At 32.1% G+C, this 22,393-nt stretch carries 23 protein-coding genes; 19 read left to right on the forward strand and 4 right to left on the reverse strand.

What is annotated here, in order from left to right; genetic code table 11:
* The first annotated feature begins 59 nt into the window (after positions 1-59).
* From ACNQGX_RS10200 to ACNQGX_RS10220, 5 genes are all read left to right on the forward strand, one after another.
* A complete protein-coding gene (locus tag ACNQGX_RS10200; RefSeq protein WP_417975907.1) occupies positions 60-653 on the forward strand; it encodes a MiaE family protein in 594 nt (197 codons plus the stop codon).
* A 195-nt stretch (positions 654-848) separates the two neighbouring features.
* Positions 849-1,421 carry a helix-turn-helix domain-containing protein gene (locus ACNQGX_RS10205; protein WP_417975909.1) on the forward strand — a complete coding sequence of 191 codons (573 nt, stop codon included), beginning with the start codon at positions 849-851 and terminating at the stop codon, positions 1,419-1,421.
* 18 nt (positions 1,422-1,439) lie between these two features.
* Positions 1,440-1,892, forward strand: a complete 453-nt coding sequence (locus ACNQGX_RS10210; RefSeq protein ID WP_417975911.1) for a response regulator — start codon at positions 1,440-1,442, stop codon at positions 1,890-1,892.
* A gap of 11 nt (positions 1,893-1,903) precedes the next feature.
* The gene (locus ACNQGX_RS10215; protein ID WP_417975913.1) at positions 1,904-3,700 is read left to right on the forward strand and encodes an ATP-binding protein; all 1,797 of its coding nucleotides are present in this window, start codon (positions 1,904-1,906) and stop codon (positions 3,698-3,700) included.
* A gap of 28 nt (positions 3,701-3,728) precedes the next feature.
* Complete coding sequence (locus tag ACNQGX_RS10220) at positions 3,729-4,226, forward strand: GNAT family N-acetyltransferase (RefSeq protein ID WP_417975915.1); 498 nt, start codon at positions 3,729-3,731, stop codon at positions 4,224-4,226.
* On the opposite strand, the gene ACNQGX_RS10225 is transcribed toward ACNQGX_RS10220, so the two are convergent.
* Positions 4,227-4,796, reverse strand: coding sequence for a pentapeptide repeat-containing protein (locus ACNQGX_RS10225; RefSeq protein WP_417975917.1), 570 nt, complete (start codon positions 4,794-4,796; stop codon positions 4,227-4,229).
* A 678-nt stretch (positions 4,797-5,474) separates the two neighbouring features.
* Here ACNQGX_RS10225 and ACNQGX_RS10230 point away from each other — a divergent pair.
* Positions 5,475-6,641 carry an acyl-CoA dehydrogenase family protein gene (locus ACNQGX_RS10230; RefSeq protein WP_417975919.1) on the forward strand — a complete coding sequence of 389 codons (1,167 nt, stop codon included), beginning with the start codon at positions 5,475-5,477 and terminating at the stop codon, positions 6,639-6,641.
* Positions 6,642-6,677: 36 nt separating this feature from the next.
* Here ACNQGX_RS10230 and ACNQGX_RS10235 read toward each other — a convergent pair whose 3' ends face one another.
* Both ACNQGX_RS10235 and ACNQGX_RS10240 read right to left on the reverse strand, forming a co-directional pair.
* Positions 6,678-7,238 (reverse strand): DUF6642 family protein, encoded by a 561-nt coding sequence (locus ACNQGX_RS10235; protein WP_417975921.1) that lies wholly within the window; start codon positions 7,236-7,238, stop codon positions 6,678-6,680.
* Between the two features lie 344 nt (positions 7,239-7,582).
* Positions 7,583-8,257, reverse strand: a complete 675-nt coding sequence (locus ACNQGX_RS10240; protein WP_417975923.1) for a response regulator — start codon at positions 8,255-8,257, stop codon at positions 7,583-7,585.
* Positions 8,258-8,369: 112 nt separating this feature from the next.
* On the opposite strand from ACNQGX_RS10240, the gene ACNQGX_RS10245 reads away from it, so the two are divergent.
* Together ACNQGX_RS10245 and ACNQGX_RS10250 are read left to right on the forward strand one after the other, a co-directional pair.
* On the forward strand, positions 8,370-8,618 hold the full coding sequence (locus ACNQGX_RS10245) for a hypothetical protein (RefSeq protein WP_417975925.1): 249 nt from the start codon (positions 8,370-8,372) through the stop codon (positions 8,616-8,618).
* 239 nt (positions 8,619-8,857) lie between these two features.
* Positions 8,858-10,765, forward strand: a complete 1,908-nt coding sequence (locus ACNQGX_RS10250; RefSeq protein ID WP_417975927.1) for an ATP-binding protein — start codon at positions 8,858-8,860, stop codon at positions 10,763-10,765.
* A gap of 7 nt (positions 10,766-10,772) precedes the next feature.
* Here ACNQGX_RS10250 and ACNQGX_RS10255 read toward each other — a convergent pair whose 3' ends face one another.
* Positions 10,773-10,922: a hypothetical protein gene (locus tag ACNQGX_RS10255; protein WP_417975929.1), complete on the reverse strand. Its 150-nt coding sequence runs from the start codon at positions 10,920-10,922 to the stop codon at positions 10,773-10,775.
* Positions 10,923-11,530: 608 nt separating this feature from the next.
* On the opposite strand from ACNQGX_RS10255, the gene ACNQGX_RS10260 reads away from it, so the two are divergent.
* The 11 genes from ACNQGX_RS10260 to ACNQGX_RS10310 all read left to right on the forward strand — a co-directional run bounded on the left by ACNQGX_RS10260 (position 11,531) and on the right by ACNQGX_RS10310 (position 22,172).
* Entirely contained in the window at positions 11,531-12,013 is a 483-nt protein-coding gene (locus tag ACNQGX_RS10260) for a hypothetical protein (protein WP_417975931.1), read from the forward strand.
* A gap of 585 nt (positions 12,014-12,598) precedes the next feature.
* Positions 12,599-13,825: an FAD-dependent monooxygenase gene (locus tag ACNQGX_RS10265; RefSeq protein WP_417975933.1), complete on the forward strand. Its 1,227-nt coding sequence runs from the start codon at positions 12,599-12,601 to the stop codon at positions 13,823-13,825.
* A gap of 205 nt (positions 13,826-14,030) precedes the next feature.
* Positions 14,031-15,011, forward strand: a complete 981-nt coding sequence (locus ACNQGX_RS10270; RefSeq protein ID WP_417975935.1) for a BtrH N-terminal domain-containing protein — start codon at positions 14,031-14,033, stop codon at positions 15,009-15,011.
* Positions 15,012-15,105: 94 nt separating this feature from the next.
* Positions 15,106-15,915, forward strand: a complete 810-nt coding sequence (locus ACNQGX_RS10275) for a DUF4386 domain-containing protein (RefSeq protein ID WP_417975937.1) — start codon at positions 15,106-15,108, stop codon at positions 15,913-15,915.
* A gap of 55 nt (positions 15,916-15,970) precedes the next feature.
* Positions 15,971-17,266 (forward strand): serine hydrolase domain-containing protein, encoded by a 1,296-nt coding sequence (locus tag ACNQGX_RS10280; protein WP_417975939.1) that lies wholly within the window; start codon positions 15,971-15,973, stop codon positions 17,264-17,266.
* A gap of 162 nt (positions 17,267-17,428) precedes the next feature.
* Positions 17,429-17,773, forward strand: coding sequence for a 5-carboxymethyl-2-hydroxymuconate Delta-isomerase (locus ACNQGX_RS10285; RefSeq protein ID WP_417975941.1), 345 nt, complete (start codon positions 17,429-17,431; stop codon positions 17,771-17,773).
* Positions 17,774-17,805: 32 nt separating this feature from the next.
* Positions 17,806-18,378 carry a hypothetical protein gene (locus tag ACNQGX_RS10290; protein ID WP_417975943.1) on the forward strand — a complete coding sequence of 191 codons (573 nt, stop codon included), beginning with the start codon at positions 17,806-17,808 and terminating at the stop codon, positions 18,376-18,378.
* 296 nt (positions 18,379-18,674) lie between these two features.
* Entirely contained in the window at positions 18,675-19,844 is a 1,170-nt protein-coding gene (locus tag ACNQGX_RS10295; RefSeq protein WP_417975944.1) for a hypothetical protein, read from the forward strand.
* 137 nt (positions 19,845-19,981) lie between these two features.
* A complete protein-coding gene (locus ACNQGX_RS10300; protein WP_417975945.1) occupies positions 19,982-20,479 on the forward strand; it encodes a YdeI/OmpD-associated family protein in 498 nt (165 codons plus the stop codon).
* Between the two features lie 45 nt (positions 20,480-20,524).
* A complete protein-coding gene (locus tag ACNQGX_RS10305; RefSeq protein ID WP_417975947.1) occupies positions 20,525-21,004 on the forward strand; it encodes a DinB family protein in 480 nt (159 codons plus the stop codon).
* A 331-nt stretch (positions 21,005-21,335) separates the two neighbouring features.
* On the forward strand, positions 21,336-22,172 hold the full coding sequence (locus tag ACNQGX_RS10310; RefSeq protein ID WP_417975949.1) for a maleylpyruvate isomerase N-terminal domain-containing protein: 837 nt from the start codon (positions 21,336-21,338) through the stop codon (positions 22,170-22,172).
* Positions 22,173-22,393: the final 221 nt, after the last annotated feature.

Raw genomic sequence — 22,393 nt, forward strand, 5'->3', positions numbered from 1 at the left:
GTCTTAGTTTTGGCTTTCGACTTTCGACTTTATGACTTTCTAACTTTAAGACTAAAATTATGTCTGTACTAAGATTAAAATTGCCAACCGATCCAAGATGGGTCAATATTGTAGAGAAAAACATTGAGGAAATTTTGACGGATCACGCTTGGTGTGAACAAAAAGCAGCCACAAATGCGATTACAATTATCACTAATAATTCAGAGCATCAGGATTTAGTGAAGGATTTATTGGCTTTGGCCAAAGAAGAAATCGATCATTTTGAGCAAGTACATAACATCATCATCAAACGAGGCTTGAAGTTGGGTCGCGAACGCAAAGATGATTATGTAAACGAATTGTATTTGTACATGAAAAAAAGCAGTGATGGAAGCAGAATTTCCAGTTTAGTGGAACGGTTATTGTTTTCAGCAATGATAGAGGCCAGAAGTTGTGAACGTTTCAAAGTGCTTTCGGAAAATATAAAAGATGATGAATTATCCGTTTTTTATAGAGATTTGATGGAGAGCGAAGCGGGACATTACACCACTTTTATTACCTATGCGAGAAAATATGGTACAGGAATTGACGTTGAAAAGCGGTGGAGAGAGTGGCTTGAATTTGAAGAAAATGTTATAACAAATTACGGTAAAAACGAAACGATTCATGGATAAGCGCTATAATGGCAAGTTTGATTGTAAATGCAAATAAATCACTTGTTGTTTATGAGCCTTAGTAACCAGCTGTTTATATTTATTGCTCTCCAGGAAAAGCAACGTTTTATATTTAAATTAAATTATTTGTCACAGGTTAATAATTTTTGATTTACTTTTAAGACTTAATATTAACTTTAACACTTGTTGATTGGTATGAAACTCAATTTTAATTATGATGGAAATATTGCTTGCAAGGCGATATTGCAAGAGCAATTAGAAAAATTAGATATTAAATATCAACTGTTGGATTTAGGACAAATTGAAATTGGAGATGATGTTTCTGAAGAAGGTTTAGCGGAACTTCAGGTCAGTTTAAAGAAGTATGGCATCCAAATTATCAACAACCCTAAAGGGCAATTAATTCAAAAAATTAAAGACGCAATAATTGAGATTGTCTATGAAAAAGATAAATTTCCTAACATAACAATTTCTCAATATCTATCGGATAAACTGAACTTTAGATACGGTTATATTACCAATGTTTTTTCGGAGTACACCTTTACATCTATTGAGAATTTTATTATTATTCAAAAGATTGAAAGAGCCAAAAAACTAATAATTGAAGAAAAACTCACTTTAACCGAAATTTCACATGAATTAAATTATAGTAGTGTCGCTTATTTATCAACTCAGTTTAAAAAAGTAACGGGATTAACACCTTCTATGTTTAAAAGAATTGTAGGTAAAAAGCGAGAGTTATCTAATAATGATCAAATAAAATTATAAAAACACCCCCTATATTTTATGATTACACACCAAGATTCAATGCATATTCTTTTAGCTGACGATGACGAAGATGATCGCACTTTTTTTAGTGAAGCTATACAGGAGCTTAAAATGAATAATAAGTTGACTCTATTTAAAGATGGTAATGATCTAATGGATTATTTAGAACATCCTGAAATTAAGTTGCCTCATGTTTTATTTCTCGATTTGAATATGCCCGGAAAAACAGGAATAGATTGTCTGAAAGAAATTAGATCGAACACTCGTTTTAAAGATGTTTCGATTGCCATATATTCTACTTCTTCATCAGAAAAAGACATTGAAGACACTTTTGTCGAAGGAGCCAATATCTACATTAAAAAACCCAATGATTTTTCTAAACTAAAAGAAGTAATCAAGGAGGTTGTCAATATGAATTGGCAATTTCATACCTCTGGTTTAAATATAGAAACTTTTTTCTTTAGTATATAACAGAGAAATAAATGAAGATTTTAGGACTATATAAAAACTCTCAAGTGTTTAAAATAGCTTTAGCTATTGCAATTGTTGTTGTTTGTTATATCGCTTCCATGTTTTATTCTCAAATGAAAAAGCTTGATTCAACGGTTGAATTAATTGCAAATTCAAATGAAACGCAACTTGAATTAGAAAAACTTTTATCCGTAATCAGCGGTTACGAAACGAGCTTGCGAAGTTATATCATCACAAAAGAGGAAATTTATATAGAAAGCAGGTTTTTGAATAGAGGCAAAATTGAAGAAAGCATAACAAGGCTAAAGTTGTTAACTGCAAATGATACCGCCAGAAATAATGATATTGACCGATTAAAAAAACTTATCGACCTTAGATTTAAACTGTTCAGGAAAACATTACTTCTTGCGCAAAGCAAAAATTCTGGCCCGTTAGCATTAAACGAGATGTTACTGGAGAGCAGCAATGTTACTGAAATGATGAAATCCTTTGTCACTAAAATAATATATTCTGAAAGTACAAAAACGAAATTTGAAAATAATAACCATCAATTTGAATTACAGGATTCTATAATAACCGCTTTTTTATTGGTTATTCTTTCTCTTTTAATATTATTGCTTTCATTCCAAAAAATGAACGTTGATATTGATGAACTCAAAAAGGCGAATGACCAATTGAAATTACTGAATGAGTCCTATAATACTGCTGAAATGACAGCAGGTTTTGGACATTGGATGGTCAATGTAGAGACTAATAAATATACTTTTTCTGATAATTTGTTTCGGTTAATGGGAGTTGAACCCAATGCATTTGAACCGAATATAGAGAATACAATTCCATATATTCATCCGGATGATTTAGAATATGTGACTAAGGTACATACGGATTCGTTAGTAAGTCATCAGTCTACTTCTATGATATTTAGATTTTTGACTCCAAATGGGGATATTAAATATAGTATGGGTGTTGGAAGTTTTACCAAGAGTGGGAGTGGTGATTTGATAAAAATTGGGGTGAATTATGATATTACAAGTCAATACAAGAAAACCCTTGAATTAGAAGAAAACAATAAAGAACTTAAATATATCAATACGGAACTTGAGGCTTTTAACAATATTGTAAGTCACGATTTGCAGGAACCGCTTCGTAAGATTCAAATGTTTATTTCCAGATTAGAAGAAAAAGAAATTGATTTGCTTTCACCTCAAGGAAAAGATTATTTTTCAAAAATTCGTGTAACGGCTAATAGGATGCAGACATTACTTATTGATCTTGTCAATTATTCTCGGACAATAAAAGGCGATAAGGTTTTTGTGGAAACAGATTTGAATAAATCCATAGAAGAAGTTCTTCAAGATTTAGCTTCTAACATTGAAGAGAAAAATGCTAAAATTGAAATAGGAAAATTGCCGTCTATCAAAGCGATTCCTTTTCAAATTAAGCAGCTTTTTATAAATTTAGTGTCCAATTCGCTTAAATACAGTAGAGAAGATATAATACCTCAAATCAGCATTGATTCTAAAAAAATTACAGAAAAAGAAATGCTTGAATACAAGATAACGAATAAGGAGGATTATTATAAAATTATTGTTTCTGATAATGGTATTGGATTCAAACAAGAATATGCCGAAAAAATATTTCTGTTATTTAAACGTTTAGAAACGGATCCTAAATATTCAGGAACTGGACTTGGTCTGGCTATTTGTAATAGAATAGTAGACAACCACAATGGATTCATAAAAGTAAAAAGCAAACCTAATGCAGGAGCTAAATTCTATATTTTTCTTCCTAAAGGAGATAGGGTTTAATTTCAATAATTTACATAAATAAAGGATAATGATTTCATTAAAAGAAGCTTCAATAGGTGATGTAAATACAATTCAGGATGTTGCCAATACAACTTGGCCGATAACATATGGTGAAATTTTGTCAAAAGAACAATTAGACTATATGATGGATTTGATTTATTCAGATGAATCTTTAATAAAACAAATTCAAAAGCAAGAGCAATTATTTTATATTGCTTATGAGAAAACTTCAGTTTTGGCATTTATAGCAATTGAGCACAATTATAAGAGTGAAGCCGTAACCCGAATTCATAAAATCTATATTTTGCCAGAAGCACAAGGAAAAGGAATTGGTAAATTATTAATTGATGCGGTGCAAAAATTAGCCAACGAAAATAATTCGACATCACTTTCCTTAAACGTAAATCGTTTTAATAAAGCACTAGCTTTCTATCAAAAATTAGGTTTTGAAATCATTGCCGAAGAAAATATTGAGATTGGTAACGGGTACTTGATGGAAGACTACAAAATGGGAAAAAAGCTATAATTATTGCACGATAATATCATGTTTGTAAAGCAATCCTTTTAATCCTTCTAAAGCAAAGACTGCTTTTTTTAATTTTGTTGTTTTCGGGTCAATGGTGTAATTGTAGCTTGTTTTGAAATTTGCTTTATTAGCAATTGCTTTTGCAAATTCAGAACGGTATAAATCGCAATTGTCAAAAATAACTTCGGTTAAATCAGTACTCATAAAATCAACTGCAATAATACTACAATTGGTAAATGAAGTTCCTTTTATTTTCAAAGTATAAAATTTGGAGAAATCCAAAATACAATTGTTAAAGGCAATTTCGAAAATTAACTTGTCACACATCGAAAAATTGACTTCCTTAATTTCACAACGATTAAAAATCACCGTTCTAAAAGCCACATAATTTATTTTGGCTTTGCTAAAAATGCAATCATTGAAGGTGCAGTCAATAAAAGTAACCGCTAGAAATGCACATTGTGAGAAATTACAATTAGTAAAAGTACAGCATTCAAATTCTTTAAAATTGACTTCTTCTTCACCATAAATGCTGTTTTCATATGCAATATCAAGGAAATATTCAGGCATTTACGTATTTTAAATTTAGGTTTTGGAAAGCGATTTTATTTAGCAAAGAAACAAAATTCTAAAACTATAAAATTCAGAAAGGAGAATAATTATTAAAACTTTGCAGATAATAAATAAAAATGATGAAAAGGATACTGCCGAATGTGATTTTGATCCGATTGTGTTTTTAGGATTCTGATTTAAAGTGGTTTTATTTAAATTATACCTTTTCGGGTATAAATAGTATGTTTTGGTATTAATTTATATGACTGTCCGCTTTGCGGACTAACATTGTTTTTTTTGCCACAGATTTAAAAGATTTTCACGGATTTTCTCTAATAAATCTAATTCACTTTTCTCTAATCTGTGGAAATCTTTTAAATCTTTGGCAAAAAGTATTGTTTGGTATTAGTTACGGATAGTCATATTAATTTATGCCTTATCGGGTATATTTTCTTCTGTATTGCATATCACAATATGCGATATGAGTTTTTATTACCAACCGATTCAAGGTAAACCCTAAAATTTCTGATTCGCTTCATGATTTAGCAGTTCGTGATTTATGTATGGTAGCATTTTTTGAAAACAAAAAATTATGTAACTTTAGAAAGTGAAAATCCTTTGCAAGGATATAAATTACCTCAATAATTCTAATATCGGAATCTGCAGAAGCATCCTCTAATCTAAAAATGATATAAAATGCTACAAAACATATTAATAGAACGAAAAATTTATGCCTCCGAAGAGCATAAAATGATGCAAACGATGATTCAAGAATTCATTTCAAATGACATTACAGATCATTTAGAGGAATGGGAAAAAAATGGGATGGTATCCCGTGAAATATGGAAACGAGCGGGAGAATTAGGATTGTTGTGTTTGGATATGCCAGAAATATATGGAGGGGGAGGGTTGGATTTTACATTTAATGCCTTGTTTATTGAAGCATTGGCAAAAAAGGGAATCACCGGTCCCGGATTTTCGTTGCATTCCGATATTGTAGCTCCTTATTTATTGTATTACGGAACTGAGGCGCAAAAACAAAAGTATTTACCGCTAATGGCCAAAGGGGATATTATTACTGCTATTGGAATGACAGAGCCCAATTGCGGGAGTGATTTGAAAGCACTTCGAACAACGGCCGAAGATAAAGGGGATCATTATTTAGTGAATGGTCAAAAAACCTTTATAACCAATGGTTTTATGTGTGATATGGCTATAGTGGCCGTAAAAACCAATCATAATACGGATGAGGAAGGCGTAACCTTACTTATTTTAGAATCGACAATGGAAGGGTTCAATAAAGGAGTTCCTCTCAAAAAAATAGGAATGAAATCTCAGGATACTGCAGAGTTGTTTTTTGATAATGTAAAAGTTCCAAAGGAGAACAGACTTGGAGATGAAAAAGCAGGATTTAAAATTATGATGCAAGAATTGGCTAGGGAGCGATTAACCGTTGGGATTATGGCGGTAGCCACTGCTGAAGGAGCGATTGAGAACACCATCACTTATACGACGGAACGAACTGCTTTTGATATGCCTATTGCCGGATTTCAAAACACCCAATTTAAACTTGCGGAATGTACTACTCAAATGCAAATACATCAGGCATTTTTAGATCGTTGTATCGAATTATTAGTAGACCATAAATTAACAGCCGAAAGTGCTTCGATGATTAAATATTCGGCAACCGACATGTGCGGAAAAGTCGTTGATGAATGTTTGCAATTATTTGGTGGTTATGGTTATATGTGGGACTACCCAATTGCCCGTATGTATGCCGATAATCGTGTGGCACGCATTTATGCAGGAACGAATGAAATCATGAAAATAGTAATCGCACGTAAGTTGCTTAAAGATCTTTAAAAATAATCAATGAACGATTGAAAAAGTACTCACAGATTAATAATACAATCTAAAATCGAGTAGTTTACAAAAGGCATAGTGTTTTTGATATAATTCTTCTACAATTTCGATGATATTGTCTTGGTCTTGACATAAACTAAAGAAAGCTTTGTCAAGATTTATGCTGGTTAATTTATTAAATGCTGCTCCATAACCCGAAATCGCACGTGCTCCTGTAATATCTAAAAAGTATTGTGCTTCGTCCTCGCTTAAGTCTAATACTTTGGCATTGGCGAAATGCAAAATTTTTCCTTTCATTTTTCCTTCAAAAAGTTCGGCTATTTCTTCTAAACTATAATAATACTCATGGAGACAAATAGTGTTTCTTTCGCCTGGCATGACCAAGTAGATGATTTCATAATCAGTAAAATTATGGTCATCATAGAGCAATGCATTCAAACTTTCTTCTAATCCTTCAATAGTATCACACGTTTTATAAATGCTTGCAATACCTTGTTCAACCGCTAACTCTTCTAAGTTTTTGACGACTTCAGTAGTGGTGTTCGTTTCTACATCGGGAACGGCTTCGAGACAGAAAATAAATTGATCATAATCCATGAAATTGTGTGCTAGAGTACAAAGATAGGAATGTTTTTATGGAGACTAAAACTCCGAAGTGGGAGAGACGCTTTGGAGAGCTGATAATTGAAATAGCACCCTCCAAAAACGGATACTAACTATATGATTCGTTAAAATATCATGATTATGGAATTGTTTACTCTATTATTTGAACTGCTTGTTGAACTGGTATTGTTACATTATAGAAGTATATCAGAGGCTTTAATTGCCTTAAATCCTATCCGATTATACAACGTAAAACATGTTCTATCTGAAGGCCTGAATGACTACAAAATTCCTCTATGGATATTAATTGTTGTATTTCTTTATTCAGGACAAGGTATTTATATTAATCCTAATTTTTTAGCTATATTTATTAGGTCGCTATCGCTGCCTTTCTCCATTAATAGCTGTCCTTTTATATTTGCTTTTCTTTTTTCTATGGCACTCATGGAAAGAGGAATATAGTTGGGAAGATTCACCGTTTTAATGCCTTGTGAAATTAGGATTAAAATCTGGTTATCATGTGTATCCCAATTAATATTTTTTTCAAACAATTCTCTCTGCGATTCTATAATAGTAGGGCTTTTGTACATCTCCCCATCCACAATTTTTTTACAAACAATAGGGAATAATTCAAAATTAATATCATTTTTAGAAACGAAACCTTCCGGGTTTATGTCTTTGATTATTTTATCTACAGCCAGGGGTTCACCATGCATGGTAAGCAGGACGATTTTACAATTTGGGAATTTTTTCCTGATTAGTGAAGCCAGGTCAATACCATTTTCAATATTAAACTCTATATATGGAGGAAGGCTAATATCTAATAATGCCAAATCAATAGTTGTATTTTGATTTAGATGAAAAAATATTTTGTTGTACGCATCTTCACAATTATAACTCCTTATAAAATTAGGTGTGTTTTCTTGGAAGTTGCTGACAGACAAAAGATTGCTGTAGCTGTCAACTGTCATCGGGTGATCATCAACGATTAAAATAGTAAGGGGCGTCTTCATTTTATCGAATTTCTTGCAAAATTAATTAAATTTTACGGTATAACCGTAAAATTTAAAGAAAGCAATGTTGTTTATTTGTATTAAATGATTGTTTAACTTAACCTACATTTATATGAAAAAATTATACGTAGCCGGACTAGTTTCGATTTCTTTACTAACTTATTCCTGTTCTAATGATGAGGAGAGTTTTGAGGTTCAAGAAGTTAAAGCTAAAGATTTTAAAACGACGCCCCAGTCTGTTTTGAAAATCAACTTTCCGACAAAAATTATTGATTCCACTACAGTAAAATTGGGCACGGATGCAGTAGATCTAGAGGTAGATGGTGATCCAAGTAATCCGATACCTCCAAGGCCAAGATAGTATTAAGGCATGCTTAATTGAAATAAGAATACCATATGGTTTAAAAATAAGCTATATGGTATTCTTGTTTCAAAAATATACTATATTTGAAATTATAAAATAATAATTGCATTTTGAGTACTCTTACTAAAATAATCTGTTTGCTTCCACTGTTCTTTTTTTTTTCATGCCAAAAGAATGATTCGGATGCCCATGAAAAAAACAATACTGTTTTATTTGACAAAAGTTTTTTTAATGGTTTGGAAAAAAATAAAAAAGAGCAATACTTAGACTCAATAGGTGATTTATTACAATCCAAAGAAAATGATTCCATTGTCAGAGAGATCCACTTAAAAATCGCAACGGAATATTATTACATCAATAATTTAGAAAAATCTTTATCTTTCAGTCTAAAGGCTTTACGGCTATCCAAGCTGGCTAACGATAGTGTCAGAATCCCGAAGGCATTATATTATGTGGGTGATTGTTATCAAAACTCTAAAAGCGATAGCGCTTACTTTTACTATTTACAGGCAGAAAAATTATACCATAAAATGCATGACTATGATAGTATGGCGCGAATGTTATTCAATAAAGCCTATGTTTTATTTTATGACGGAAATTATGTAGAATGTGAAGTTGAAATTTCTAAAGCATTACAGTATTTGAAAAATTCTATCAATCACCGCTTGATTTATTCTTGTAATACGCTAATGGGTAATTGTTTAGAAAAATTGGTTAATTATGATGAAGCCTTACGCTATCATAATTTAGCCTTACGGGATTTAGAGAAAATGAGAAGTAGCGGTGAAGACAAAGATCTAATAAATAATTTCAATGTAAGTTCTGTTATTAATATATGTAATTTGTATGATTTAAAAGGGGAATTTTCGAAGTCTATAGAAAAATTACAAAGTTTGCGTTCCGAAGATTTAAAAAAGAAATCTCCCAGATTATACGCGAATGTTTTAAGCAATTTGGCTTATTCTAAGATGAAAAACGGGAATTATGAAAATGTTGAATCCATGTTTTTTGAATCCTTACGTATTGTCGATAGTATAGGACTTACATCGGATATTTTGTATAAAAAGATACATTTAGGAGAATATTTTTTAACGCAGAAGGATACTGTAAAATCAATTCAAAATTTAAAAGAAGCGAAACAATTAGCCATTAAAATTAAGAACAGTAATGAAATTTTAGCTTCACTGAAATTATTATCCGAATTAGATAAGAAAAACCAGTTGTTTTATGCAAATGAATACATTAAAGTAAGTGACAGTATTAATCTGGTGCAAAAAAATGCTCATAATAAGTATGCCAGAATTGAATATGAAACATCAAGGATAGAGGATGAAAATAAAGTTTTGACCAAGAATAATTTTTACATTTTAATTATTTCATTTGTACTGGTTTTAATACTGATTATAATTATTGTTTTGCGGTATTTAAAATATAGAAATAAAGAGTTACAGTTTATTAAGAAGCAACAAAGCGCTAATGAAGAAATATACGAACTGTTAACCGAGCAAAATAAAAAAATTGATATTGCAAAAGATAATGAGAAGGCCAGAATAGCAAAAGAATTGCACGATGGCGTCATGAATAAAATTTATGGTGTCCGAATGAATTTAGGTTTTTTTAATTCTTTAATAGATGACAAAACAATTGAGAAAAGAAAAGTATATATTTCTGAATTGCAAAATATTGAAAGTGAGCTTAGAACGATATCCCATGACTTAAGTCGAGGCTCTTTTTTTGATGGGAATGATTTTAATGTGTTATTGACAAGTTTAGTCGAAAATCAAAAAGAGTTTAGCAGTACCCATTTTAAATATGTAAATAACGGAATGTTTGAATGGGCTACTGTTCAAAATATATATAAGATCAATTTATACCGCATCATTCAGGAGGCCACTCTAAATGCTAATAAATATGCTAATGCAAAGAATTGTGAGGTGAAAATTCAGAAAAAAGAAAACAATATTTTAGAACTGAGTATTACTGATGACGGAAAAGGATTTGATATTAAAAATAAAAAAGATGGTATTGGATTAAATAATATGAAAGAAAGAGCGAATTCTTTAGAAGGTCAATTTAACATTGAATCAAAGATTGGAGAAGGAACAAAAATTGAAGTAGTGTTTAATCTTCAGACTTTATCCTAGTGAGTATTCAAGAAGCGCGTTCGGTTGAAGATATCTTTGCAGTTCGTTGATCTTCTTTCTCTTTTTTTTCTATAGTATTGAGAAGAATTAATTCAATTGAATTATCAGGAACAGGTGTTCCATAAAAATCTGAATATTTTACTAGATAGCCCATCATAAACGTTAGATATTATTTTATTTATACTCTTCCCTTTACTAACACAACCAACTCTTTCTTAATTACAGTAATTTAGTACTTAATTCTTTAAACGAAAAACCTTCCGTACCTTCATCAATAAAAACCTTCATTTTGTTTTTTATATTTTCAATTTCTAGTTTGTCTTTACGGTTATGAATACAAGGATGATATAGGATTCTTAATATTTTTACACCAAAAATCATCCGACGTATTTTCCTATCGTGACCTCAGTCGCTCGTGTTTCACACTCGACTCGTGGGTTACTTCCTTCGGCTAACGCTTAAATTCTTACTGTGATTTTCTGGTATGGCAACTATAAAGGCGTAGGGAGGACGTTACCGTGAGTTTATGCTGCTATAGATTTTGCTAAGATTGTCGTGTTGCTATGGAGATCGCTCCTTCGTCGAGATTACAATGTTGGGACTATACAGTTCTTGAAAATTGTGAAGAAACCAAAAAAGAAACAACTTTTGTTTTTGAATAGATCATTTATTATTTAAATGCTATTAAAGCTTTACTATTACACGCTATTTATGCGTAAATTAGCAATTGTTATTCCTACAATTATTAACTAAATATTTACTATTATGAAAACTCCAGTTCTTTTTTGTTTGCTGTTTGCTTGTATAGGATTCCAAAGTTGTAAAAAAAATGAAAACCAAAAAGTTGGTAAATCTACCCAAGTCCAAGCTGAAAAACCTATCAGTGTCCAATGCTATAAAGCGCTGTATGAACAAGATACTATTGAATTAAAAATGAACACTTTAAAAAACGGAAAAATAATCGGGGATATGGTGATGAAATTTTTTAATATGCCAAAAAAGGTTGGGAAAATCGCTGGAGAATTCAGTGGAGATACATTATTTGCCAGCTACACCTTTATTCAGGGCGCTAATGAAAAAGTAACATATAAAAATCCAATGGCATTTCTAAAGCGAGGGAACGAACTTATTTTAGGTAATGGGAAAATACAAACTACTATGGGGGCCTCTTATTTTGTTAAAGGCTCACCTATAGATTTTGAGCGTGTGAAATTTAAATTTACAACTGTTGACTGCATCACTAAATGATGAAGAAATAGGGGGGAGTTATTCCCCTTTTTAACTATTTTTGTAGATGAAAATCTTTTTTTTTGATTACTCACGAGTTCATAATTTATTGAAGTTCGTGAATTTTCGATTTCAAAAGAAACAAAAAAATCAAGCCTGAATATTTTTATACCAAAAATCATCGGACAGATTTTCCTATCGCGACCCAAGCCGCTCGTGTTTTACACTCGACTCTGGGGGCCTCCCTGCGGCCAACGCTTAAATTCTTACCGTGATTTTTGGAATGGCAACTATAAGGGCATTTTAGATGATGTCTGATTATTATTATTATTATTATTAACCTGTTGGGTGTAATTAGTTTTTAATGATAATTTTCGTCGGTTCAAGTGATTTTAACAGCCTACAATCTGCGCTGAATTTTTAATTTAATAGACCAAAATCTATTAAAACAATAGCTAAAAGTATTGGCTTTGTATTTTGGGGTTCTAACAGCGGTTTTTAACGCTTTTCACGAATTGTTTTCTTTTAAGAACCATCAAGCGACTTTTTACAGAAAGAATTTCGATTGTAGTTTAAATCCATATATTTACTTTGTAATTAACAAAATTGAGTTCGTTTGGAGGTTTTTATCCCGACGCTTCGGGAGAACTGACGTCAGTAGAAATTTTACCGAGACACCTCACAACGAAAGAAACGACAGAAATGATGACAGAAACTGTAAACATAATTGGAGCAGGAATTGGAGGACTTACAACTGCGTTAACACTTAAACAAAAAGGACTGAATGTAACCATTTTTGAAAGTTCGGCAGAAATTAAACCTGTTGGAGCAGGAATAATACTTGCAAACAATGCAATGCAAGTATTTCAAAAACTAGGCATTCAAGACAAAATTGAAAAAGCAGGAAACAAAATTTCTTATATGAAGATTACAGACACACAACTTAACACTATTTCTGTAGTTGACTTAACCGAGTACGAAAGAAAATATGATGTCCATAATATTGCCATACACAGAGGAGAATTACAAAAAATACTTGCCAACGAAATAGGCTACAACAATATAAATCTATCAAAACGACTTTCTAAAATTGAAAAAGCAGAATTATTCAAACTGACTTTTGAAGACAACTCAATCGTAGAAAGCAAACTTGTAATTGGTGCAGACGGGATAAATTCGGTTGTTAGAAACCAATTGTTTGAAAAAAGCACATTGCGTAACGCAAACCAAATATGTTGGAGAGGGATTTGCGAAATAGATTTACCTCAAAAATATCATAACGAACTTAACGAAGCTTGGGGAAAAGGAAAGCGATTTGGCTTTGTAAAAATCAGTGATAAAAAAGTATATTGGTATGCTTTGGCAAACTCAAAAATTGTAAAATCAGATGAAGTAAATTTGACAGAATATTTTAGCGAATTTCACAGCGAGATTTTGAGTTTAATTTTGGCAACCAGCAAAGATCAAATAATTGTAAATGATATTATTGACCTAAAACCAATTAAAAAATGGCAGGACAAAAATATTTGCCTAATTGGTGATGCGGCTCACGCCACAACACCTAATATGGGACAAGGTGCTTGCCAAGCCATTGAAGACGCTTATACTTTAGGTAAACTTCTTGACGAAGGTATCGCCTTGGAAGAAACTTTTGCGGAATATGAAAAACTACGAATAAAAAAAGCACATAAAATAGTAAATACGAGTTGGACAGTTGGTAAAATGGCGCATATAGAAAACGACCTAGGAATCTGGTTCAGAAACAAAATGATGAAAATAATACCCAAATCGGTTAACAAAAAGCAATTGGACATGATATTTACCTTAACCTAAATTTCTGATTTTAAAATATTTACAATAGCTTTTGAACTAAACAAATAAAAAATTCTGCTAACCGCAGTTTGGCAATATCGGACTTTTGTGGAATTAACTTTTTAATCCGTATTTTTATCTAGCCAAAAATATTCTGCTCTGAATTTCCCAACCTCACCAAGCCGAAAACCGTTAGCGCTCAACTAAAACAGCATCATGGTAAACAATGAAAATAGAGAACATAAAACCATTTGACGGACAACATTGTGAAACAACAGCGACAGGAACTTTGTTACGACAGATTGGAATTGAACTTTCCGAACCAATGCTTTTTGGTTTAGGTGAAGGACTTGGCTTTATTTTTTGGAATATGAAATCAATGAATTTCCCTTTCATTGGCGGACGAGTAAAACCTGACGTATTAACTGTGAATATTGCAAGAAATCTAAACATTGAATTGACAGTTAAGGAAACTGGATCGACTCAAAAGGCTTGGGACAATGTAAAAGAACTTATTGACAACGGACAAGCAGTCGGTTTAAAATTGGACTGTTTTCATTTACACTATTTTTCCAGACCTTTCCATTTTGCGGGACATTATACAGCGATTTATGGTTACGACAATGAAAACGCATTTTTGGTGGACACAAAACAACAAGGTGGGCAAGTAAAAACAAGTTTGAAAAGTATAGCATTAGCAAGAGCCGAAAAAGGTCCAATGTCATCTAAAAATTTATATTACACTTTGCGTAAGACAGACACCAGATTTGACTTGAAAACTGCAATCATTACAGCAATCAGAAATAATGCTACCGAATATTTAAATCCACCAATAACAAATATTGGCTACAAGGGAATTTTAAAAACAAGCACAGAAATAATCAAATGGTTTAAGACCAGTAAAGACATTGAAAACGACTTTAAAACATCTGCGATGCTTATGGAAAAAGCAGGAACAGGTGGAGCATTATTCAGAAACTTGTACCGAGACTTTTTAAAAGAAAGTTACGACTTGCTTAAACTTGACAAATTAAAGGCAGGACATGAAGTATTTGTAGAAATTGCGGAACTTTGGACTTCGGTTTCTCAACTATTTGAGAAAGTGAGCCAAACGAAAGACTATAAATATATTCAACAAGCATCAGACATTTTAAAAACAATATCAGGTAAAGAAAAAAAGGCAATGGAAATATTGGCAACAATATAGCCGAACCGCTAACCGCAGTTTGGCGAAATTTGGGCTTTAAGTCTTAAATTTATGGTGGTTTTGTATTTGTAAACTTTATCTTAAATCAATACATTTGGGCAAACCGTTCCCCAAACTTCACAAAGCCGGCGGGGACGTTATGCTTAAGGAATTAATAACGATTAAAACAATATTTAAACAAAATAAAATGACAACCAGCACTATTAACAAGTCACAACGCAAAGCCGCAAGAGTCGCGGGACTTGCTTATCTAATCACGTTCGCAACTCTGGTCTACGTCAATTTTGGTATCTTCGATCCTCTTATTATCGAGAACAATGCCACGGAAACCGCTCAGAATATTTTGGCACACGAACAACTCTTTCGGATTGGTATCGTTGGCAATCTTATTTATTGCTTAGGCGTTGTCGTACTTCTTACAGCGCTTTACGTAATCCTAAAACCAGTCAGTCGGGGAATTACTTTGCTTGCGACATTCTGGAGGCTTATCTGGGTTTTAATGTGGCTTATTATGACACTCAATCTCTTTGACGCATTGCGATTTCTGGGAGACGACAATTACTTGCGAGCATTTGAAGGGGATCGATTGCAGGCTTTAGCGAGGTTCCGTCTCGCATCGAGTGTTGACTACTATTATGTTGGCCTGCTGTTTGGTGCATTCGCTTCCACACTGTCTGGCTACCTGTGGTTGAAGTCCCGCTATATACCTAGGGCACTGGCAGTCTTCGGCATAATTTCGTCTGTGTTTTGCGTAGCGTGTACTTTAATTTTCTACATTTTCCCCAACTTCGACAAGATTGTTAACCTATGGTGGTTCGATACGCCGATGGCTATCTTCGATATAGTACTGAGCTTTTGGCTTTTATTTAAGGGTTTACGGACAGTTGAGGTAGCTGAGCCATAGAAAGTAAGCGGTAATGCAACAGCGGCATAATTAAAGCCTAATTAAAAACAAACAAATGAAACAATTTTCAACACTTTTATTGCTTTTATTAGTATCAGCTGGTGTTTTTGGACAAGCAAAAAAAGACAGCTTAACGTATAAACTTGACGAGTATTTTACCGCTTTGACCAACCTGAAAAATTTTAACGGCAATGTTATTATTTCAAAACGTGGGCAAATTCTTCTTGATAAAACCTACAACATCGTTGGTGAGACCGATAGTTTAAAAGTCACAAGAGACAGCAAATTTATTATTGGTTCTGTTTCAAAAGTTTTTATTAAGTTCAGCATTTTAAAACTTGCCGAGTTAAAAAAACTGCAACTCACGGATAAGGTAAACAAGTTCATTCCCGATTTTCCAAACGGTGAAAAAATAACGATTGAACAATTAATGCATCATCAATCGGGTTTGCCGAGAGAGCTTACAAGCAAAGATGCCTATGACAGTTTATCACTTCCAAAAATTGTTGCCTTAGCAAAATTGGAGAAGTTGCAATTTGAACCGGGAACCCAAACGCTTTACTCTAATGTTGGTTATTTCCTTTTGCATTACATTATTGATAAAACTTCAGGCAACGGATATTTGGCGTTTATACAAGATGATATTTTTAAGAAAATGAAATTGAATAACACCTTGGAGTTTAACGCTGCAAAGTCAGTTCCAAAATTTGCTTATGGTTTTGACAACGAAAATGGAAAAGTAATTCCAACTTCCAAAAAAAATATAAACCGATCTGAAACAGGAAATTATCTTTCCACTATTAGTGACTTGTATAGTTTCAGCCAACAAATTGTATCAGGTAAACCTTTGAAAAAATCATTGGCACTTGAAATGTTCGGACAGGATAGTGTCCTGATTCAAGCTGGCGGAAGATCTGGTTACAGAGCCTATTTCTATAAGAATTTAAAAACAGAGGTAACTTTCATTTTAGTTTCAAATTACACGGATTTTCCAATTCAGGAAGCGACTGCTGACATTATAAATGTTCTTGATAACAAACCGTATGAAGTCCCTCATAAAATAAATCGTGTAGCCATTCCGGTTTCAACAGAAACACTAAAAAAATATACAGGGAATTTTGCATTGGAAGCTGACTTGACAGAAACATTTTCGATTGAAATAATGGACAACAAATTATTTTACGTTGAACCCAATGGAGAAAAATCGGAACTGCACCCCGACAGCGAAAATACTTTTTTTGAAAGCCCAACAACAAAGGACGGTTATACATTTACCCTCAACCAACAAACGAATCAATATGATTTGACCATAATTTCTACAGGACTAAAACTTAAAACAAAACGGATATGAAGCAGGGCGGACTTGGTTACAGAAACTTTTCGGCTCTTATAAACATTAATCATAGCTTGGCGGATGATGCTCTGAAAGTCCCACTTTCGGTAAGCTGCAAAATGTTAGCAATTATGAAGTACCTGACGGGAAATAGAAAATAAACGAAAAACAAGTAAAATTATGCCACATTTTGTAATTGAATGTTCCGAAAATATACTAAAGTTGAAATCTCCTGAAGAAATAATGCAAGAGGTATATAATTCGGCAGAATCAACTAAACTTTTTGACGAAGGAGATATTAAAGTGAGGATTAATCCATACCAATATTACAATATTGGAAATTCGAAAGATGATTTTATACATATTTTCGCAAACATAATGGAAGGTAGAAATACAAATCAAAAAAGTAATCTTTCAAAAGCGATTATAGGAAAACTTAAAATGATGTTTCCGGAAGTTCCTATAATATCCATAAATATAAGAGATTTTGAAAAATCAACTTATTGCAACAAATCAATGGTTTAATTCATTTTACTAAACAATATAATAATTAATTTATGGAAGTAGCTTTTTTTATTTCTTCAATTTTAATCGTGCTTTTTGCACTGTTAGCCCTGTATGATGGGTTTTATTTACATATTCTAAAATATAAACTTCATAACAATCGTGAGAGTAGAAAGGAGCATCTTACACATACAATAAGAGCCATTTTATTTCCATGCATTTTGTATTTCTTATTTTTAAAACAAGATAGTAATGCCAGCTTTTATATAGGGATGTTTATTGTTGTAGTTGATATTATTGTTTTAGGCATAGATGCCTTTTTAGAAAAAGACAGTAGACAATTTATGGGTGGGCTTCCGCGCTGGGAATATATTTTACATCTTTTTGTAAATGGTTTTCATTTTTCATCAATTGCAGTATTCCTATCTCTGAAATTAAAACTAACAGAAAGCGGAATTACAATCGTTTCCAATTTTCAACACTATCAAAGCTATGGAATCCTTAATTTGATTGTGAAGAATCTTTTACCAGGTGCGATTTTAATTGCGTTAGTTCACGTATTGGTGTCAATTCCAAAAACGGCTCTTATTTGGAATAAACTTCAACAAAAATTAACTTGTTGCTGAAAATTAGCACACCCCGATCGCTTGGTAAAATAACATGCAAAAATCGCTTTTCTTAGAAATCGCTTTTTTTTGGAATGCCCTATTATTCGCTGCCTCAGACGTGAAATTTCACGTTCTTGAACCCTTTTCAGGATTTCAACCCTTTCAGTGTTTCAAACTCTGGAAGGGTTTTTTAGTTTTTGAAACTTTGAATGAAAGGTTTTGTTTTAATTGATAAAACAGAAAGGAATTACTATAATAATGTAATCTTTTTATGATAAATTAGTTATGTTTGTGGGGCGTAAAAAAATCAAAAAATGAAATTAAAAAATTTAACAACTCTAGTATTATTAATTACTACAATTTTTATTAACGCGCAAACAAATCCATTACGGTTAAATCCAAATATTATTTTGCCAAAAGATAGTATTCAAAGTAAGGCTTTAATTTCAAATTTAAATGATTTTTTAGTTTCTGCACAAAAACCTAATATTGAAAATAAATTTGTTTTGGAAACTGAAAAAGTGGAAACTTTCATTTTATTAGACGAAATAAATGGAATTGAAAAAAGTGGAAAGTTTAAAGACGACTATTTCTACAAACCATATCTAACAAATATTGTTTCATTAAATGAAAATCAGTATTTAGTTCAGGTTTCTTATATTGGAGTTAATGAAAACAATGTAATGTTGAGAACAAGTTTTGAATTTATTGCTCATAAATCAGATCAATCATTCTTGTTTTCTTCGCCACTTTTATTAAATACGAAAAATTGGAAAGTTGAAAAAATTGGAAATACTATTTTTCATTATCAAAATACACTTAATAAAGCCAACGCGAAAGAATTTAATAAATTAGCAACATTATTTGATAAAAAACTAAAATCTGAAACTAAAATAACTGAATTTTATTGTTGTGAAAACTTAACAGAAATTCAAAAATTAATTGGTGTTCAATATAAATCAGACTATAATGGTCGAACTTCAAGTGTTTGGAATTCTTCGAATGAAAGTAAACAAATTATATTACTTGGAAACAAAAATGCAAACTTTGATAATTTTGACCCACATGATTTATGGCACGATAGATTAAGTTTAGTAATTCCAAGAAATAAAGTAAATAGATCTGTTGATGAAGGTTGTGCTTATATTTATGGTGGAAGTTGGGGTTTAAGTTGGAAAGAAATTTTCAAAGAATTTAAACTACAAATTGCAAGTAATAAAAAAACAGATTGGACAGAAATAAAAGAAAATCCAGTTAATTTTAAATCCAAAGAATTTAATAATTCTGCTGACAATATTGTTAATTCATTACTTATTCAAAAAATTGAGAAAGAAAAAGGTTTTGCGGGAGTTTGGGAATTACTAAACTCTGGAAAAATTGAGAAAGGAAACGTAAGTTATTACAACGTTCTTGAAAAACTTACAGGAATTACAAAACAAAACTATAACGACAAAATTTGGGAATTAATAAACAGCGAAAAATAAAAAATAGCCATTAACGGTTTTGTGCAAGTGGGGCTGATGTGCTAAATTTGAACAATGGGATTCTAATCACCATTTATGCTTAAATGAACATTTGTACTTCTAATTCCCACCGCACCGAACGACACAGACAACAGAAAATGGACAAAATTAAGACAGATATATTTTCGGCAGAAATTGAAATAATTGGAATAAATCCATTTGTCTATATACCAGAGAATATCTTAAAATCTATTTTCATTCAGGCAAACAAAGACAAAGGAAAAATTCCTGTAAAGTTAAAAATAGACGGACACGAATTTATTCAAACACTAATTAAGTATAGTGGACATTGGAGATTATACTTAAATACGCCAATGAGAAAAATGGCTAAAAAAGAAGTTGGCGACACCGCGAACTTTGAAATAGTTTTTGACCCAGAAAAAAGAGTAATTCCAATACACCCAAAATTTACAAAAGCACTAGAAAAAAATAAAAAAGCAGAGGAAATATTTAACAACTTACGACCTTCTCTTCAATTAGAAATTGTTAGATATTTATCGTTTCTAAAAACAGAGGAAAGTATAGATAGAAACGTAATTAAAGCTGTAAATTTTTTGCTGGGCAAACAGCGATTTATTGGAAGAGACAAACCCTGAAAATTTCAAACCCAAAATAAATAATTATGAGCTTAAAAAAATTTAATGACAAATTATGCCGACTACAATTTATGGGTAAACGAACAATTTGTTAAATGGCTTTCTACAAAATCAGACGAATTACTTTTTAAGGAACTGCCTTCAAGTTATTCAAGTATCATTAAGACACTTAATCATATTTGGGCGACCGAAGAATACTGGTATTCTATAATAGCGGAGACCCCTGAATTTGATAAAAGGGAAAACGTGGAATTAGTAACAGGTGAGATATTGAAAGGTTTATCAAATAGGTCAACCCTTTTGGTAGAACTTATTAATTCATTTACGGAAGAAGAATTATCAAAAAAAGTAAAAATTGAAAGTCCTTGGTTTCAATGTGAATTGCCAAAATATGACTACTTGATGCAAGTGATAAACCACGGAACTTATCACAGAGGACAGATAGTTACAATCGGACGAAATATTGGTATTACTGATGCAACAAATACAGATTACAATTTTTATAATGTAGTTAAAGAGCAATAAAGAAACGACTGACAGGAAAATAACGAACCGCTAATATTACCTTCACGAGATTTGGGTTTTAGACTTAATTTGAAAATGGTTTTGCATTTGGATTGTTTGTGCTTATCTGAAAATGAATCTTAACTATATAAAAAGCCCTGTCCTTAACAACTAAGGTTTCGTTGGGTAAAGCCAAGAATGAAACCTGTGTTAAACGGAATCGGTAGTTAAAAAGAAAAATAACTATAGTTTAAATCTCATATATTTACTTTCTAATTAATAAAAATCAGTTCGTTTGGAGGTTTTTTGACGGACTGACGTTGTGCGTCAGCTTAAAACGAGAGCGTAGAAAATGAAAGATGAAATCAAAATACAGACTTTACATCTTTTTCCAATATTGGACAAGATGCTAATTGAACTTTTAAAATCTCTAACAGAGGAAGAGTGGGATGCTCAAACAATTGCAAAACTATGGAAAGTAAAAGATGTAGCTTCTCACCTGCTTGACGGAAATCTGAGAGCCTTATCAACATCAAGGGACGGCTATTTTGGAGAAAAACCTGAAAATATAAACTCTTATCAAGACCTTGTTGCTTTTTTAAATCATTTGAATGCGACTTGGACAAATGCTACAAAAAGATTAAGTCCACAAGTATTGACAAATCTTTTAGAAATAACAGGGGGTGAATATTTTGAACATCTTCAAACGTTAAATCCATATGATAACTCTGTGTTTTCAGTTGCTTGGGCAGGACAAGAAACATCTCAAAATTGGTTTCACATTGCAAGGGAATACACCGAAAAATTTTTGCATCAACAACAAATTAGAGATGCAGTTGGGAAGCCAGGAATTATGACTAAAGAGCTATACTATCCATTCCTTGATACATTTATGTATGCCTTCCCTCATACTTTCAGTGATGTTCCTGCAGAAATTAGAACAGTTGTGTCACTCAAAGTTTCAACAGATATTGGTGGACTGTGGAGCATCATAAAAACAGATGATAGCTGGATATTAAGTAAAGACGATAATCTTAATGCTAATTGCCAAGTAACAATTGACCCAAATACAGCTTGGAAACTGTTTTCAAAAAGTTGGAAACCTGAACAAGTATTTGATACAGTTGAAATCATAGGGGACAGAACTTTGGGCGAACAGACTTTAAAAATGATAGCGGTAATGGCGTGAAAAAAAACCGAACGCACAACATCGGTAGCTGTTGCACAACCGTTCTAAAAATCTAAATCGGTACAAACCAGCATAAAAACAAACCTCGTTTAAGTCCTTTTAAATAGACTGCACCCAAAAGTTTAGACAAATTTATAATTAATTTTGACAATAGTGAGCTCGATATTTTATCGGGCTCATTTTGTTTAAATTTGATTTGATTCTTTCGTTATTGTAATAGT

The organism is Flavobacterium glycogeni, from assembly GCF_048286775.1.
Classification (GTDB): Bacteria; Bacteroidota; Bacteroidia; order Flavobacteriales; family Flavobacteriaceae; genus Flavobacterium.